The organism is Pseudomonas sp. 5.2, from assembly GCF_059025405.1.
Genome location: NZ_JBYBHH010000018.1, coordinates 123,976 through 139,679 on the forward strand (window position 1 = coordinate 123,976; position 15,704 = coordinate 139,679).

General features: G+C 62.4%; 13 protein-coding genes and 1 pseudogene. 4 read left to right on the top strand and 10 right to left on the bottom strand.

Annotated elements, in window-relative coordinates; all coding sequences use genetic code 11:
- Positions 1-51: 51 nt before the first annotated feature.
- The 4 genes from AC5PZ0_RS23660 to AC5PZ0_RS23675 are packed head-to-tail and all read left to right on the top strand — an operon-like array spanning position 52 to position 3,732.
- The gene (locus AC5PZ0_RS23660) at positions 52-579 is read left to right on the top strand and encodes a TRAP transporter small permease (protein ID WP_027594706.1); all 528 of its coding nucleotides are present in this window, start codon (positions 52-54) and stop codon (positions 577-579) included.
- Positions 580-1,860 (top strand): TRAP transporter large permease, encoded by a 1,281-nt coding sequence (locus tag AC5PZ0_RS23665; protein WP_027594707.1) that lies wholly within the window; start codon positions 580-582, stop codon positions 1,858-1,860.
- A 53-nt stretch (positions 1,861-1,913) separates the two neighbouring features.
- Entirely contained in the window at positions 1,914-2,837 is a 924-nt protein-coding gene (locus AC5PZ0_RS23670) for an EamA family transporter (protein ID WP_099430227.1), read from the top strand.
- Positions 2,838-2,862: 25 nt separating this feature from the next.
- Complete coding sequence (locus AC5PZ0_RS23675) at positions 2,863-3,732, top strand: aldose 1-epimerase (RefSeq protein ID WP_493855841.1); 870 nt, start codon at positions 2,863-2,865, stop codon at positions 3,730-3,732.
- A 338-nt stretch (positions 3,733-4,070) separates the two neighbouring features.
- Here AC5PZ0_RS23675 and AC5PZ0_RS23680 read toward each other — a convergent pair whose 3' ends face one another.
- The 10 genes and pseudogenes from AC5PZ0_RS23680 to AC5PZ0_RS23725 all read right to left on the bottom strand — a co-directional run bounded on the left by AC5PZ0_RS23680 (position 4,071) and on the right by AC5PZ0_RS23725 (position 15,416).
- The gene (locus AC5PZ0_RS23680; protein WP_099430229.1) at positions 4,071-5,366 is read right to left on the bottom strand and encodes an MFS transporter; all 1,296 of its coding nucleotides are present in this window, start codon (positions 5,364-5,366) and stop codon (positions 4,071-4,073) included.
- Positions 5,367-5,537: 171 nt separating this feature from the next.
- Positions 5,538-6,434, bottom strand: a complete 897-nt coding sequence (locus AC5PZ0_RS23685; protein WP_027594711.1) for a LysR family transcriptional regulator — start codon at positions 6,432-6,434, stop codon at positions 5,538-5,540.
- 85 nt (positions 6,435-6,519) lie between these two features.
- Entirely contained in the window at positions 6,520-8,550 is a 2,031-nt protein-coding gene (locus AC5PZ0_RS23690) for a pyridoxamine 5'-phosphate oxidase family protein (protein WP_493855842.1), read from the bottom strand.
- 28 nt (positions 8,551-8,578) lie between these two features.
- On the bottom strand, positions 8,579-9,208 hold the full coding sequence (locus AC5PZ0_RS23695) for a glutathione S-transferase family protein (protein ID WP_099430232.1): 630 nt from the start codon (positions 9,206-9,208) through the stop codon (positions 8,579-8,581).
- Positions 9,209-9,381: 173 nt separating this feature from the next.
- Positions 9,382-9,933: a UPF0149 family protein gene (locus tag AC5PZ0_RS23700; RefSeq protein ID WP_027594714.1), complete on the bottom strand. Its 552-nt coding sequence runs from the start codon at positions 9,931-9,933 to the stop codon at positions 9,382-9,384.
- A gap of 90 nt (positions 9,934-10,023) precedes the next feature.
- Complete coding sequence (locus AC5PZ0_RS23705) at positions 10,024-11,013, bottom strand: asparaginase (protein WP_493855843.1); 990 nt, start codon at positions 11,011-11,013, stop codon at positions 10,024-10,026.
- Positions 11,010-12,161, bottom strand: coding sequence for a hypothetical protein (locus tag AC5PZ0_RS23710; protein ID WP_493855844.1), 1,152 nt, complete (start codon positions 12,159-12,161; stop codon positions 11,010-11,012). The genes AC5PZ0_RS23705 and AC5PZ0_RS23710 overlap by 4 nt, the downstream gene beginning before the upstream one ends.
- Positions 12,162-12,172: 11 nt before the next feature.
- Positions 12,173-13,069: a nitrilase family protein gene (locus tag AC5PZ0_RS23715; RefSeq protein ID WP_265969935.1), complete on the bottom strand. Its 897-nt coding sequence runs from the start codon at positions 13,067-13,069 to the stop codon at positions 12,173-12,175.
- A 173-nt stretch (positions 13,070-13,242) separates the two neighbouring features.
- Positions 13,243-13,575, bottom strand: a pseudogene (locus AC5PZ0_RS23720) (FAD-dependent oxidoreductase); the annotation flags it as partial.
- Positions 13,576-13,772: 197 nt separating this feature from the next.
- On the bottom strand, positions 13,773-15,416 hold the full coding sequence (locus tag AC5PZ0_RS23725) for an acetolactate synthase large subunit (protein ID WP_099430237.1): 1,644 nt from the start codon (positions 15,414-15,416) through the stop codon (positions 13,773-13,775).
- Positions 15,417-15,704: the final 288 nt, after the last annotated feature.

Sequence of the window (15,704 nt, forward strand, 5' to 3'; positions counted from 1 at the left end):
AGACGACCTCGACAGTGCGGCGGCCGCCGCCCTGTCGCTTTGGTGATGCCTATGAAATCGCTTTTCCTGAGCGTGAACGACACGCTGTACCGCGGCTGCATCTGGATTGCGGGCCTGTCGATCCTGACCATGACGCTGATCATTCCGTGGGGCATCTTCGCCCGCTACGTGCTGGGCACCGGTTCCAGCTGGCCTGAGCCGGTCGCGATCTTGCTGATGGTGGTGTTCACTTTCGTCGGCGCCGCCGCCAGCTACCGGGCGGGCGCGCACATGGCGGTGGCGATGATCACCGACCGCCTGCCCGCCCTGCAGCGCCAGCTGGTTTCACTGCTGGTGCAACTGCTGATGATCGTGGTGTGCGTATTCATGACCTATTACGGCACCAAGCTGTGCATCACCACCTGGAACCAGTCGCTGGCCTCGCTGCCAGGCATACGCGTGGGCATGACTTACGCGCCGATCCCGGTGGGGGGCGTGCTGACGCTGATCTTTGTCGTGGAAAAACTCCTGCTGGGCGACCAAAGCAACCGCAAGGTGGTGCGTTTCGACCTGGCTGAAGAAAGCGAAGGAGCTGCGTAAATGGATGCGTTTATTCTGTTGGGCAGTTTCATCGCGCTGATCCTGATCGGCATGCCAGTGGCTTACGCCTTGGGCCTGTCTGCGCTGATCGGCGCCTGGTGGATCGATATCCCGCTGCAGGCGATGATGATCCAGGTGGCCAGTGGGGTTAACAAGTTTTCGCTGCTGGCGATTCCGTTTTTCGTACTGGCTGGCGCGATCATGGCCGAGGGCGGCATGTCCCGGCGGCTGGTGGCGTTCGCCGGGGTACTGGTGGGCTTCGTGCGGGGCGGGTTGTCGCTGGTCAACATCATGGCCTCGACGTTCTTTGGCGCGATTTCCGGCTCGTCGGTGGCCGACACCGCGTCGGTCGGCTCGGTGCTGATCCCGGAGATGGAGCGCAAAGGCTACCCGCGTGAATTCTCCACCGCCGTGACCGTCAGTGGCTCGGTACAGGCGCTGCTGACCCCGCCCAGCCACAACTCGGTGCTTTACTCGCTGGCTGCGGGGGGCACGGTGTCGATTGCCTCGCTGTTCATGGCCGGGGTGATGCCTGGGCTGTTGCTGAGCGCGGTGATGATGGGCCTGTGCCTGATCTTCGCGAAAAAGCGCAACTACCCCAAAGGCGAAGTGATCCCGCTGCGCCAAGCGCTGAAAATCGCGGGCGAGGCGCTGTGGGGGCTGATGGCGATGGTCATCATCCTCGGCGGTATCCTGTCGGGCGTATTCACCGCGACCGAGTCGGCCGCCGTGGCCGTGGTCTGGTCGTTCTTCGTGACCATGTTCATCTACCGCGACTACAAGTGGCGTGACCTGCCCAAGTTGATGCACCGCACGGTACGCACCATCTCGATCGTGATGATCCTGATCGGCTTTGCCGCAAGCTTCGGCTACGTGATGACGCTGATGCAGATCCCCTCGAAAATCACCACGGCGTTCCTGACCCTGTCGGATAACCGCTACGTGATCCTCATGTGCATCAACTTCATGCTGCTGCTGTTGGGCACGGTGATGGACATGGCGCCGCTGATCCTGATCCTGACGCCGATCCTGCTGCCGGTGATCACGGGCATCGGTGTAGACCCGGTGCACTTCGGCATGATCATGTTGGTGAACCTGGGTATCGGCCTGATCACACCGCCGGTGGGCGCGGTGCTGTTCGTCGGTTCGGCCGTCGGCAAGGTGAGCATCGAGTCGACGGTGAAGGCGCTGCTGCCCTTCTACCTGGCGTTGTTCCTGGTATTGATGGCCGTGACCTACATCCCTGCCATCTCGCTCTGGCTGCCCAGCGTGGTGCTGTAAAGCCAAATGGGGCCGCTTGCGGCCCCATCCTCTTTTGCAAATGGATCCTGCACATGGCTGTTCCCTCCTCTGCCACTCCCCTCTTTCCTCGCAAGCTGGCGCTGGCGCTACTGGCGCTGCTGGCCTGCTCGTTCGCTGCCAACCACGTTGCCGCACGCATCGCCTTCGATGACGGTACCGGCGTGCTGCTGGCGATTCTCTGCCGCTCCGGCATCACCTTTCTGGTCCTGGCCTGCCTGCTGCTGTGGCAACGCCAGGCAGTGGGCCTGCCGACCGGCACACGGCGCTGGCAATTACTGCTTGGCCTGCTGATCGCCACGCAGAGCCTGTGCCTGTATTCGGCGGTGGCGCGCATCCCGGTGGCACTCGCGCTGCTGGTGGGCAATACCTTCCCGATGCTGCTGGCGCTGCTCACGTGGGCGTTGGGCGGTGCACGCCCGACTGGCCGCACCGTGCTGTTCATGGGCCTGATTCTGTGCGGCCTGGTGCTGGCGCTGGATGTACCGGCACGGCTGGCCGACAGCGCCGACGCCAACCCGCACTGGGCCCTGGGCGTCAGCCTGGCCTTCTGCGCCGCGTGCGCCTTCGCCTGCGCGCTGTGGATCACCGATCACAAACTGGCCGCCGTACGCGGCCCGGTACGCAGCCTGCTGACCTTGCTGATCGTGTTCTCCAGCATGCTGGTGGCAGGCGCAAGCGGCGTGATGCCTTCCGGGCTGTCGCTGCCCGCCAGCAGCAGCGGCTGGGCGGCCTTGGCCAGCCTGGTGGTGCTGTATGGCGTGGCCTTCACCCTGCTGTTTGTCTGTGTGCCCCGGCTGAACATGGCGCAGAACGCGCCGGTGATGAACATCGAACCGATCGCCACTTTGCTGCTGGGCTGGGCGTTGCTGGATCAGCGCCTGAGTACCTTGCAACTGATCGGCGGTGCCGTGGTGGTGTGCGGCATCGTGCTGCTGACCTATCGCCGGGCGAGCTGAGCAAACATTCTGAAAGGAGCCGTTGATGGCTGTCACCGAACTGCACCTGCAAGACCACCTGACCCGCCTGAGCCTGGCGCCGGACCTGGGCGCCAGCCTGATCAACTGGGAAGTGAAAGCGACTGGGCAGGCGCTGCTGCGCCACTCTGACCAAGACGCGCTGGCCAGCGGCACGCCGCGGCAACTGGCGTGCTACCCAATGGCACCTTGGTCCAACCGGATTGCCCAAGGGGGTTTCGAGCGGCCCGAGGGTTGGCTGGCGCTGGCGCCCAACACCGCACACGACCCCTACCCGATTCATGGCACCGCCTGGCAGCAGGCCTGGCAGGTGGACCACCACAGTGAACGCCGTGCCCGGCTTACGCTCGACAGCCAGTTGCCCTTTGCCTACAGGGCGACGCTGGATGTGCACCTGCTCGACGGGTGCCTGAACCTCGACTTGCATGTGACCCACCTGGATGAAACGGCCACCTGGTATGGGCTGGGGCTGCACCCCTACTTCCCGCGCTATCCGGACACCCGGCTAAGCGCTGCGGCGCAGCATGTGTGGCTGGCAGAAGAGGGGCGGCTGCCGTCGTACCCGGCTGAGCTGCCTGATGACTGGTGCTTCGACACGCCGGGCGGGTTGCCGACCAGGGTGGTCGATCATGCGTTCGGTGGTTGGCCTGGCAGCTGCGTGATCGCACAGCCCAGCGCAGGCTATGCCCTGGAATGCACGGCCAGTGGGTGCGAGCACTTTCTGTTGTTCTGCCCACCGGGCAAAGCGTTCTTCTGCTTCGAGCCGGTCAGCCACCCGATCAACGCGCATCACCTGCCTGGGCGGCCAGGGTTGAGGTTGTTGCAGCAGGGTGAGGCGATGAGCTTGGGGTTCAAGATGCAGTATCGGGCGCTGTAAGGGGGTTGCCTGTATAGGGGTCGCTTTGCGACCCATCGCCGGCAAGCCAGCTCCCACAGGCGCGGCGCTAGCCTTGGAGGCTACACCGTTCGGGTGGGAGCAACTGTCTTGTGGTGCTTGTTCCGGCCTCATCGCTGGCAAGCCAGCTCCCACAGGTGCGGCGCTTAACTTGGAGGCTACACCGTTCGGGTGGGAGCAACTGTCTTGTGGTGCTTGTTCCGGCCTCATCGCTGGCAAGCCAGCCCCACAGGTGCGGCGCTAGCCTTGGAGACTACACAGTTCGGGTGGGAGCTGGCTTGCCGGCGATGGGCTGCAGAGCAGCCCCGCGATCTCAAGCTTTAAACCAGCACTTCGCCGGTGGCCACGCCCTGCCGCGCGACCGGCTCACCCCGTACCTCACGCGCAACCTTCCACACCAGCACCGCCGCAACGATGTCGAACGCTGCCAGCACCACGAACAGCGGGCTGTAGCCGATCTGCGTCACCAGGATGCCAAACACCAGGGTAAACACCGCCGCGCCCAGGTACCCGCACATTCCGCCCATACCTGTCGCGGTGGCCACCTGGTCCTTGCTGAACGAGTCCGACGTAATCGAATACAGCGCCCCCGACAGCGTCTGGTGCGCAAAGCCACCCATGCACAGCAGCAAAATCGCGGTATACGGGCTTTCAACCAAGCCAATGCACGCTGGGCCGATCATGCAGCTGGCACCGAACACCAGCACCATCTTGCGCGAGGTGAACAGCGACACCTTCAAGTGACGGTGGAACAGCGGGCTCAGGTAACCACCGAGCACACAGCCGATGTCGGCCGCGAGAAACGGCAGCCAGGCGAACATCGCCACTTCCTTGATGTTCATGTGCCGCTCGGTCATCAGGTACAGCGGGATCCAGGCATTGAAGGTTTGCCAGGCCGGCTCCGAGAGGATGCGCGCGGAGGCTATGGCGTAGAAGTTTCGGGTCTTGAAAATGCGTTTCCAGGCGCCCTTCTCGCGCTTCTCTTCCTTGAAGTGCGCTTCCTGGCCAGACAGGATGTAGTCACGCTCTTCGCTGCTCAAACGCTTCTGATCGCGAGGGTGTTTGTAGAACAGCATCCACAAAACCGTCCAGACGATGCCGGACACCCCGACCATCACAAAGGCCAGTTGCCAGCCGCTGTGCAGGATCGCCCACACCACCAGAGGCGGCGCCAGCAACGCACCCAGCGAAGAGCCGATGTTGAACCAGCCGATCGCCACCGACCGCTCTTTGGCCGGGAACCATTCGGTGGTGGCCTTGACCCCGGCAGGCAAGCCGGCTGCTTCGGTCATGCCCAGCAGGCCGCGCATGAAGGCCATGCTTTGCCAGCCCGTGGCCAAAGCTGCGCCAGCACACGCCACTGACCAGGCCATGGCGAACACGGCAAAACCGAGCTTGGTCCCGATGAAGTCGATAAACCAGCCGGCGATCGGCTGCATAAGGGCGTAGCACACCTGCCAGGCGGCGACGATCTTGGCGTATTGCTCGGTCGTGATGGAGAGGTCGGTCATCAAGGTGGGGGCAGCCACCGAGAGGGTATTGCGGGCGAGGTAGTTGACGACGAGCCCAGCCGTGACGAGGCTGACCATCCACCAACGGATGCCTTTCATCTTCATGGTTCACCTGAATCTTATTTTTAGAGGTGCGGGTGAGTGCCTCAACGCTGGCAGCGCTAATTGAGACAATTTGTTTCAGGCGAAAGATTGCCATGTCGTAGGTCGTCGTACAACATAAATTGTTAACGGATGTGTATCTTCAGGGGTGCTATTGCAGGGGGTTGTACGACCTCAATCCAGCCCTTGGGCTCGAAGCGCATGGGCTAGCATGTCGATGAAGGTCCTGACTTTGGCGGACCCGTACTTGCTCTCCCGGTGCAGCACATGAATCGGCCAGGGGGCTTCTTCGTACTCGGCCAGAATGACCTGCAACTGCCCGTTCGCTATCTCGTCCGCCACTTGATACGACAGCAACCGTGCGATCCCCAGCCCGCCACTGGCTGCGGCAATCGCCCCATCATTGCTGGTCACGGTCAACCGCGGCTTCATGCGGACCAGGGTCGGCTCATCCGTCACGCCGAAGCGCCAACCGGCCCGGGGCGACAAGTTGGTGGTGCCGATCACCGCATGGCCTGGCAAGTCCGATGGGTGTTGCGGCACGCCGTGGCGCGCCAGGTAGTCCGGCGAGGCGCAGAGCATGCGCCGCACCCTGCCCACCCGCAGCGCCTTCAGGCCGGAGTCTGGCAGCGGGCCGATGCGCACAGCCACGTCCATGCCCTCCTCGACCATGTTCACCACCCGGTCGAGGAAGTACGCAGACACGTCGACCTCGGGGTATTGCTGCAGGTAACGAACGATGCACGGCATGACGAACTTCTTGCCGAACAGGATCGGCGCGGTAACGGCCAAGTCACCCTTGGGCGTGGCGTTGATGCCGGCCGCGGCTTCATTGGCCTCGTGGATGCTGGCGAGAATATGCCGGGTGTCCTCCAGGTAGCGGCCACCCGCTTCGGTCAGGCGCACGCTGCGGGTGGTGCGCAGCAGCAGTTTGACCCCCAACTGGTCCTCCAGGGCACTGACAGCACGGGTTACCGCGGCGGGCGAGATGTCCAACCGGCGGGCGGCAGCGGCGAAGCTTTCCAGCTCGCCGACTGCTACGAACACCTTCATCAGGTGAATCTGATCCATGCCGGCTCCTGGGATGTCGGGGGGTGTGGATTATCGATTATCTGCGGTTTTTTCGCTGCCCTGTGAGCGGCCACAACAGACAGCACTACAGTTCCAGCACCAAGGCCTGCGCGCCCTCCTCCACTTTAGCCGGCACGGCACAGCAGATCAGCGCCGTACCGCTTTCCGGCATCTCGGCAGGCGGGTTCGGGTAATGCACCTGCCCACTCACCACCTTGGTCTTGCAGGTGCCGCATGAACCACCCCGACAGCTGAAATCCGGCGACAACCCACGCGCCTCGGCAAGTTCCAGCAAGGTACCGCTGCCCGGCGCCCAGCGTGCCTCCTTGGCCGAGCTGGCGAAATACACCGGCACCGCTTCGCTGGCAGCCGGGGGCTGCTGCAGCACCGGCTGGTCGTCGTCGGTGTGCCGCCTGAGCGTCGATGGCCCAAAGGCTTCGGCATGGATACGTGCGTCGGGTACATGCACGGCACGCAGCCCTTCGTACAGGTCCTGGGTAAAACTCGCTGGGCCACACACATAGAAATCGTAGTCATCCAGCGCCAGCTGGGCTTTCACCTGCTCAATGCCCAGCCGGCCAGCATGCTCGTAGTCGCGCCCCCTGACCGCCTCGGCCTCAGGCTGGCTCAGGCAACGGTGTACACGCAACCATTCGCCCGCTTGCTGGCGCAGCGCCGCCAGTTCTTGCTGGAAGGGCAAGTCCGCCAGGCTTCGCGCACCGTGAAACAGGTGAATAGGCCGCGCCTGACGCCGGGCCAATTGTGCTCGCAGCATGGCGATCAATGGCGTGATACCCACACCCGCGCCAATCAGTACAATCGGCCGTGCGCTTTGCTCATCCAGGGTAAAACTGCCCATGGGCAGGCGCACATCGAGCAGGTCCCCTACCGCAATGCGCTCATGCAGATAGCGCGATACCGGGCCCTGGGCCTTGACGCTGATGCGCAGGTAACCGTCCGACGGGGCGCTGGAAACGCTGTAGGTACGAATCAGCGGGGCATCGCTGCCCAGCGCGATACGCACAGGAATATGCTGCCCTGGCGCAAACTGCACGGGTGCATCTGCCGCCAGGTAGAACGAGCGAATATCACGGCTCTCCTGCTCTAGGCGCACCACCCGCCACGCCTGCCATTGACGCTGACGTTCACGCTGTTGCAGGCGTTCGCCGGCCTCGGCCCAGGTACCGGTCATCAGGCTGGTCGGCGCGTATTCTTTAAAGGCCCAGCGCAGCGACACGGCTGCCGGGCGCCATACCACGTGCTCGACGTCCAGCGTCCACAGCCGCTCGGCGCCCTCGAACGCATTGATGGCAGGGCTCTCCAGTACCACTTCGGCATGCCCGCAAAGCTGCAGTACATTGCCGGTGGCGAAGTCGATGAACAGCAACCCTGCCACCGGGTTCACCAACAGGTTGCCCAGCGTATTGAAGTGCAAATTACCGGCGTAGTCGGGAATGGTCAGGCGGTTGCCCTCGACCTTGACGAACCCAGGCCGACCGCCGCGGTGGGACACATCGACCGAACGCGGGCCATCGTCTTGCGCGACGTAGCTTGCGACAAAAAAGGTATCGGCCGCTTCGATCATGGCAACCGCGCGGGCATCCAGTGCAGTGGCATCGACGCGCCCTTTTGCCGGCTCATCGCTACGCGTGTACTCGCGCAGCTGGATGTACTGAGGGCAGTTGCCGAACGACTGCTCCACCGTCACTTCCAGTTGCCCGTTACGTGCCTGGCCGATCAGGCCGTTGATTCGGTTGCGCCGGCGCGTATGCAACTCGATGCCCAGCAGCCCGATTGCCTGCCCGCTCGCCAGCCCTGGTGTGGCGGGGTCATCCGCTTTCAGGTCCACGTTGATCAGCAACTGGCGTGGGTCGGGCGAGCTGACGAAGCCTTGCGGGCCTTCGAGGAAGGTCGCCCACGGCCTGCCGTGGGCATCCACACTGCCCGCCACCATGAACGGCAACTGCTGATAGAACGCGCGATGCTGGTCTGGCATGAAGTCGCGAATAACCTTCTGCCCGAACACCTCCATGCGCTCCGACACACCGACCTTTTCCTGCAGGATCTTCTCACCGCTGTGCCAAGGTGACGCGCGATGGCCTGGAAGCTGGTGCATGGTGGCATTCCTCGAAGGGGGGTTGAGCTCAATCGCCGGCTTGCAGGCCCGTGGCGGTACGCGGCATCGGCACGAAACCTGGCAGCGCCTCGATCCGTGCCAGCCAGCTGCGCACGTTGGCGTACGGCTCCAGCGAGACATTGCCCTCTGGTGCGTGGGCGATGTAGGAGTAGTTGGCAACGTCGGCGATGGTGGGCTCACTGCCTGTCAGGAAGGGGGCCTTGGCCAGTTCGGCGTCGATCACCTTGAGCAGGGTGTGGGCACGGCCGATGACTTCATCGGTGTTGAACGCGGCGCCGAACACGGTCACCAGGCGAGCGGCAGCCGGGCCAAAGGCCAATGGGCCTGCGGCGACCGACAGCCAGCGTTGCACGCGCGCTGCGGCTTCGGGCTCCTCGGGCAACCAGGTGCCGTTGTCGTATTTCTTGGCCAGGTAGACCAGGATGGCGTTGGAGTCGGCGATGACGGTGCCGTTGTCGTCGATGACCGGCACCTGGCCGAACGGGTTGAGGGCAAGGAACGCAGGCTGCTTGTGCTCACCTTTGGCCAGGTCGACGAAAACCAGCTCGGTCGGCAGCTTCAGCAACGAGAGCATCAGCTCGATACGGTGCGCGTGGCCAGACTTGGGGAAGTTGTAGAGTTTGATCGCGGTCGACATGGGCTTGGCTCCTGGTCAGCGCCGGAATGGGCTGGTGGAGGCCATGTTGGACCGATTCGACTGGCAGCAGAATCAGTGCTGGGGGGAAACCATAATTTCGCCTGGCGGAATAATGCTTGTAGAAGCGGCGCTAGGCCGCTTTTACAGTGGAGTGCATAGGCTGCATCTTCGGCTCAGTGCCGCTGATTATGGAACTTGAACAACTGGCGTGCCGCCTCGATCACCTGAGGCACACAGGCTTGAATGTCCTCTTCACGCATTTGATCGAGCAACTCGAAGTTGTCCTCCAGCCCATGCAGGGAAATGGCCTTGAGCAGTTGATCCTGCTCCGGCGGCAACGCATCCCAGCTGGCGACCTGGGTACCGCGCATATAGCCGAAGCACCACTCTTCCATGATGATCACAGCGCCATCGTCGGTTTCATTTTCCTCGAACAGTGGTTCGAACTGATCGATGTTGTCACCCAGTTCGTCCGCCACTTGGCTGGCGTAACGCAACATCAACGCCGTGTACGCCTCTTCATGCGCGGGCTTCTTGAATTTCGGCACTTTGCCACCCGCCACGGCTGGCAACCATTGTTCGGGGTGGACGGTGATCGGGGAACTGGCCAGGGCGGTAAAAAAGCCATTGAGCTCGGCCAGGTTGAGTACCGAATAATCGTTGCCGTAGGTGATCAGCAGGTCTTCGAGGCGGTCGAGTTCTTTTTCGCTGAGCGCGGGGAGCATGGGGGTTGTCCTGAAAAGCAAAAGTGCACGCACCCTAGCACAGCACGCACCAGAAGGCTGCCCGCAGCGACGAGGCTGCGGGCAGTTTCGCTAGCGTGGCAACCACGTGGGCAGCAGGGCCTGCCTGCCTGACCCGATCAGCAGCCAGAGCAGGACTCGACACTTGCGCGGGCAAAGTTGCCCAGCCATGTGCAGCCCTTTTTTCTGCAGGTCGATCTCGCCGCCGACAAACCCATAGGTCGCCAGCGCCGTAGGCCCCCTGCCTGTGCGGGTAGCCATGATCACTGGCAAGCCGGGCGTGAGTTGGCCCAGCATCTCGGACCAGGCGCCCGAGACGTGCCCGGCACCAAACCCCGCAATCACCAGCCCCTCGTAACCCAGCGCCGGCAAGGCCTGCAACAGGGCAGTGTCCGCATCCAGGCAGGCCTCCAACAGGGCAACGCGATGATCCAGACGATGCGGCAGTGGCAGTACCTCCCGTGGTGAAGGCTGGAGGTGATAGCGCGCAACACCTTCGACCACTTCGCCCACGGGGCCACTGCCTGGTGACTCGAAAGCGGACATCGCCAGGCTGGCGACCTTACGAACCTTCGCGGCGCTGTGGATCTGGTCGTTGATCACAACCAGCACGCCACGCCCCTGACTGGCCTGGGCTAACGCCACTTGCGCGGCCGCCAGTAGATTGGCCGGCCCGTCACAGCCCGGTTGGCTGGCCGAACGCATGGCACCGGTCAGCACCAAGGGGGCATCGAATGGCCAGAGCAGGTCGAAGAAGTAAGCCGTCTCCTCTAGCGTATCGGTCCCTTGGGTGAGCATCACGGCCTGCGCACCGCGCGCTATCTGACCACGCGCCCACGCCAGTACTTCAAGCAGCGTCACAAACCCGAGCGAGGCGCTGGGCAGCATGCCCAGCGTCGCCACTTCGAGGTGCGCCATTTGCCTGAGCGCTGGCAGCAAGGACAGTTGCTTCTCACAATCGAGCGTTGGCGTTACACCACCGTCAACCGTATCGACCTGCATGCTGACGGTGCCGCCCAGGCTGGCGATCGACAGCCGAGGCAACTGTGGAGACTCAGTCATGCCCCACCTCCTATCAGCCCCACCAGCGGCACGATCGCCAATGTACTGAAGGCCATGGACAAGACATTGCCGATGTAGCCATGCATATAGCTTGGCAACCGGCCACTGATGGCCACCGCCAATGGCGGCGCTACCAGCGCACCCAGTACCGCGCTGGCTACCACAACCTGCCAGTCACCACCGTGAATCAGCACGGCAGCCGGAACGATCGACACAATGGGAATGTAAGTGGGGTACCAGCCACGCGCCTGCCATTGACGACGCCACACCAGCACCCCCACCAATGACGCCAGCGCCTGGCCTGCCACCATCTGCACGACCAGTTGCGAACCGTAGGCTGGTGCGGCAGGCGCAATCACGTAGGCCAACAGCAGGCCCAGCAACAACCCGAGGCTGGCAAGCTCATTGCCGAAAAATGGCGCTTCACTGAAGTCAGCCAACACACGTCGAAAGGTCCAGACCACACCGTAATCAGGTTGACGGGTGACGGGCTGCAACCCCGCGGGCCTTTTGCCTTGGTGCACCCATGACGGGAAACGCTTGCACAGCAGGAAAGCCACTACGCTCGCCACGGCCATGCCGCCAACGTTGCCGATGACCACCGGCAACTGCAAAGGAATGCACAGGTAATTGACCAGGAGCAGGCTGGCAGGCGTTACCAGCAGCGCACCGAGTAGCGCCCCGGTAATCGTCACCTGCCAGCCTCCGCCAAACAGCAATACCATGGCAGCCGGCAGCGACACGAAAGCAACGAAGGTCGGTTGCCACCCTCCCCCAGCCAGCGTCCACCCCCACAAGACGTGGCTGAGCAACAGGCCGAGCAGCGAGCTGGTGAACACCCACGGCCACAGCCCAGTGCCATAACAAATGGCAAAACCTTGCCAGCGGTAGCCACGAAGACCGGCCCAATGCGCCAGACAGGCCCCCAGCAGCAGGCCCAAAGCCGGCAACTCGTGCTTGTAGAAAGCGACTTCGCTGATGTCGCCGACTATCCAGCGCAAACGGCTCAAGGGTTGATCAAGTGTGGCGGTGAGCTGTGCGTAGTCCGGCCATTGGCCGAAAACCAGGCTAACTATCAGCAATACGGTCAGGCAGGCCAATATCACCAGCGGTGGCCTTTGCCTGTTCGGGATGCTTATCTCGTTCATGTTCTGCCTCCTCAGCGCGGCATCGGGGCATGCAGGCGATAACCGAGGGTGTGGTCATAAAGATCGGTACGCCGATCTCGCGGCAGATCATTGAGGCTGTTCCAGATCGGCGCAGACCGAGCCGCACTGAGGTCTACATCGGCATAGAGGATGCTTTCCTCTTCCGCGCTTGCCACTTCTCCGATCGGCCAGCCGTTGGTGCCGGCAATCAGCGAACAGCCCAGAAAACGACCGCCACGCTCGCTGCCAATTCGGTTGGCAGCGGCGATATAGACGTTGTTGACGTGCGCTGCGGTCATGGTCAGGTAAGAAGCCATGCAGCGCCCGGCCTCATCGAACAGCGGCGGCGGCGTCCACACCCAGTTGTTGAGGCTGCAGAGGATGTCGGCGCCTTGTGCAGCCATCAGGCGGGGGACTTCGGGGAACCAGATATCCCAGCAGATCAGCAGGCCGATACGCCCAATGGGGGTTTCGAACACCGGGAAGCCGAGGTTACCGGGCGTGAACCACAGCTTCTCCTGGTTCCATAGGTGCGCTTTGCGGTAGTGCCCAAGCATTCCCTCGGGGCCGAAAAGTACGGCGCTGTCATACAGCTTCATCCCATCCCGTTCGGCGAACCCCGCCGCCAGATAGATGTGATGATCCCGCGCAAAGTCCGCCCAGGCTTGGACACTGCGCCCGTCGTGCAGGGTTTGCGCATGGGCATAGGCTTCTGCCCGCGAGTGGAACGTATAACCGGAGTTGGCAAGCTCTGGCAGCACAATCAGGTTGGCACCTTCGCGCACAGCGCGCCGGGCCAATGCCAGGCCCCTGCTCACATTGCTATCACCGTGCTCGACCCCCACTTGAGGGTCATACTGGATGACTGCGATGCGCACGGGGCTGACAGGGGTGCAGTGTTCAGACATGGCGGCTTCCTTTTATGTTTGTTGTGGAAGGGCGCCAGTAAAGCGGGGTTGAGCCTGGGAGCGACAGTCAGGACGCTCCCACAAGATCGTAGGGAAAAGGAAGAATTATTGAGGGAAGGGTCCTACATATTGATTGCCGACGCCCTGATTACCGCACTTGATAATGCGGGTAATGGGGTGGTGGGGTGCTTGTGATCCCCAAGCGTGTTCACCACAGTCAAATGACGCCCGCCCACACGCTTCGATTGCTCAATCAGGGTGATATGGGTAAAACCGCAACGCAACAGCTCCCGTGCGGCGGTCAAACCCGTTACACCAGCACCGATAATGCATATTCGGTGATGCGGCTGAGTAGCACGGGCTATACCTCCCGCTTGCTCGAGCAACCGGCGGTAATCAAAACAGAGATCGGGTGGATTGGGGTAACGTGCAGCCCATGGCTGGGCTGGGGATGACGGCTCAATGGCCAAGTGTGCGGGGTGGTTGTGAGTCGATCCGATCGTCATGTTCTCGTGTTCGCCAAGGGTTGGGGAACCTGAGAATGGAGAATCGTAGAGTGACAGGCGCGGTGTTAAATTAATACCACTTGGTGTCTGGCGCAAAGCATTCGCGGGGGCGTGCCTACTCCCAAGGTAAGCACAGCCCTCAGGAACTGTGCAGTACTTGTGGGAGCGGGCTTGCCCCGCGAACAGGCCGTTAAGCCTTATACCGCCAGCGCGCGCTCACGCAGCTCGCTGTTGAGGATGCGGTCGTTCTCGCTGTAGTCGACCGGGCAGTCGATCACGTGTACGCCAGGGGTCTTGATGCAGTGCTCGAGCAGCGGCAGCAAGCCTTCGGCGCTTTCCACACGGTGGCCATTGGCACCGTAGGCTTCGGCGTATTTGACGAAGTCCGGGTTGCCGTAGTCCAGGCCGAAATCGGTGAAGCCCATGTTGGCCTGCTTCCAGCGGATCATGCCGTAGCCGTCATCACGCAAGATCACCACGGTGACGTGCATGCCCAGACGGACTGCGGTTTCCAGCTCTTGGCTGTTCATCATGAAGCCGCCGTCGCCACATACCGAGATTACCGGGCGGTCCGGGTACACCAGGTGCGCTGCCATCGCCGACGGCAGGCCGGCGCCCATGGTCGCCAGGGCGTTGTCGAGCAGCACGGTGTTCGGCTTGTGGGCCTTGTAGTTACGGGCGAACCAGATCTTGTAGATGCCGTTGTCGAGGGCAACGATGCCTTCAGACGGCAGCACACGACGGATGTCGGCGACCAGGCGCTGCGGGTAGACCGGGAAGCGGTCGTCGTCGGCACCTTCGGCGATTTGCGCTTCGTTGGCTTCACGGATGGTCATGAGGCGGGTGAAGTCCCAGTGCGAGGTGTCGCCCAGGCCTTCAGCGATCTGCCAGACGGCGTTGGCGATGTCGCCGATCACTTCGACCTGTGGGAAGTACACGGCATCGACTTCGGCGGAGCGGAAGCTGATGTGGATGACTTCGGTGCCGCCACGGACCATGAAGAACGGCGGCTTCTCGATCACATCGTGGCCGATGTTGATGATCAGGTCGGCCGCTTCGATTGCGCGGTGGACGAAGTCACCGGACGACAGCGCGGCGTTGCCCAGGAAGCGCGGGCTGCGCTCGTCGACCACACCCTTGCCCAACTGGGTGGTGACAAACGGAATGCCGGTCTTGTCGATCAGCTGCTTGAGGACCTTGGCGGTCATCTTGCGGTTGGCGCCGGCACCGATCACCAGGATCGGGCTGCGTGCGGTGCGCAGTTTTTCGATGGCGGCTTCGATGGCCACGTGCTCGGCCAGCGGGCGGCGGTGCAGGCTGCGCGGGATCGGCATGGCATCGGTCTGCTCGGCAGCGATGTCTTCCGGCAGTTCCAGGTGCACGGCGCCTGGTTTTTCTTCTTCAGCCAGACGGAACGCTTCACGCATGCGCGAAGGAATGTTGTCGGCCGAGGCGAACTGATGGGTGTACTTGGTGATGGGGGCCATCATGCCGCACACATCGATGATCTGGAAGCGGCCCTGTTTGGACTTCTTGATCGGCTTTTGGCCGGTGATCATCATCATCGGCATACCGCCGAGGTAGGCGTATGCACTGGCGGTGACCAGGTTGGTCGCGCCAGGGCCGAGGGTCGACAGGCTGACGCCGGTCTTGCCGGTCAGGCGGCCATAGGTGGCGGCCATGAAGCCCGCAGATTGTTCGTGGCGGGTCAGGACCAGTTTGATCTTCGACTTGCGCAGGGATTCCAGCAGGTCGAGGTTTTCCTCACCAGGGATGCCGAACACATACTCGACACCTTCGTTTTCCAGGCATTGCACAACGACATCGGCGGCCTTAGCCATCTTGCTCTCTACCTCAAGTGATAGGACGGTGAAAGTCCATAAATGCGCAGCACGGCACGCTGGCATCGCTCTATTCGGGCGCGAGGGTGCCCCGAACCTAAGTCTTGACGCAGGTTAGGCAGGGCAAAGTCACGTGCGCGAACAGGATTAATTGTCGCACCCTTGAGCGCGTTTGAAGAGGTACAGGACGGACAAAACATCTTTGCCTGGAGACAGCGGATCTGCGGTTATAAACGGCAGAAAGACAAAACCCCTACCTGCTCGCGCAGATAGGGGTTTTGCGAAATG

Coding starts and splice junctions, on each gene's coding strand:
- AC5PZ0_RS23670 (WP_099430227.1), top strand. CDS start 1,914: ATGGCTGTTCCCTCCTCTGCCACTCCCCTCTTTCCTCGCAAGCTGGCG.
- AC5PZ0_RS23700 (WP_027594714.1), bottom strand. CDS start 9,933: ATGCTCCCCGCGCTCAGCGAAAAAGAACTCGACCGCCTCGAAGACCTG.
- AC5PZ0_RS23710 (WP_493855844.1), bottom strand. CDS start 12,161: ATGAACGAGATAAGCATCCCGAACAGGCAAAGGCCACCGCTGGTGATA.
- AC5PZ0_RS23675 (WP_493855841.1), top strand. CDS start 2,863: ATGGCTGTCACCGAACTGCACCTGCAAGACCACCTGACCCGCCTGAGC.
- AC5PZ0_RS23665 (WP_027594707.1), top strand. CDS start 580: ATGGATGCGTTTATTCTGTTGGGCAGTTTCATCGCGCTGATCCTGATC.
- AC5PZ0_RS23725 (WP_099430237.1), bottom strand. CDS start 15,416: ATGGCTAAGGCCGCCGATGTCGTTGTGCAATGCCTGGAAAACGAAGGT.
- AC5PZ0_RS23680 (WP_099430229.1), bottom strand. CDS start 5,366: ATGAAGATGAAAGGCATCCGTTGGTGGATGGTCAGCCTCGTCACGGCT.
- AC5PZ0_RS23685 (WP_027594711.1), bottom strand. CDS start 6,434: ATGGATCAGATTCACCTGATGAAGGTGTTCGTAGCAGTCGGCGAGCTG.
- AC5PZ0_RS23695 (WP_099430232.1), bottom strand. CDS start 9,208: ATGTCGACCGCGATCAAACTCTACAACTTCCCCAAGTCTGGCCACGCG.
- AC5PZ0_RS23690 (WP_493855842.1), bottom strand. CDS start 8,550: ATGCACCAGCTTCCAGGCCATCGCGCGTCACCTTGGCACAGCGGTGAG.
- AC5PZ0_RS23715 (WP_265969935.1), bottom strand. CDS start 13,069: ATGTCTGAACACTGCACCCCTGTCAGCCCCGTGCGCATCGCAGTCATC.
- AC5PZ0_RS23660 (WP_027594706.1), top strand. CDS start 52: ATGAAATCGCTTTTCCTGAGCGTGAACGACACGCTGTACCGCGGCTGC.
- AC5PZ0_RS23705 (WP_493855843.1), bottom strand. CDS start 11,013: ATGACTGAGTCTCCACAGTTGCCTCGGCTGTCGATCGCCAGCCTGGGC.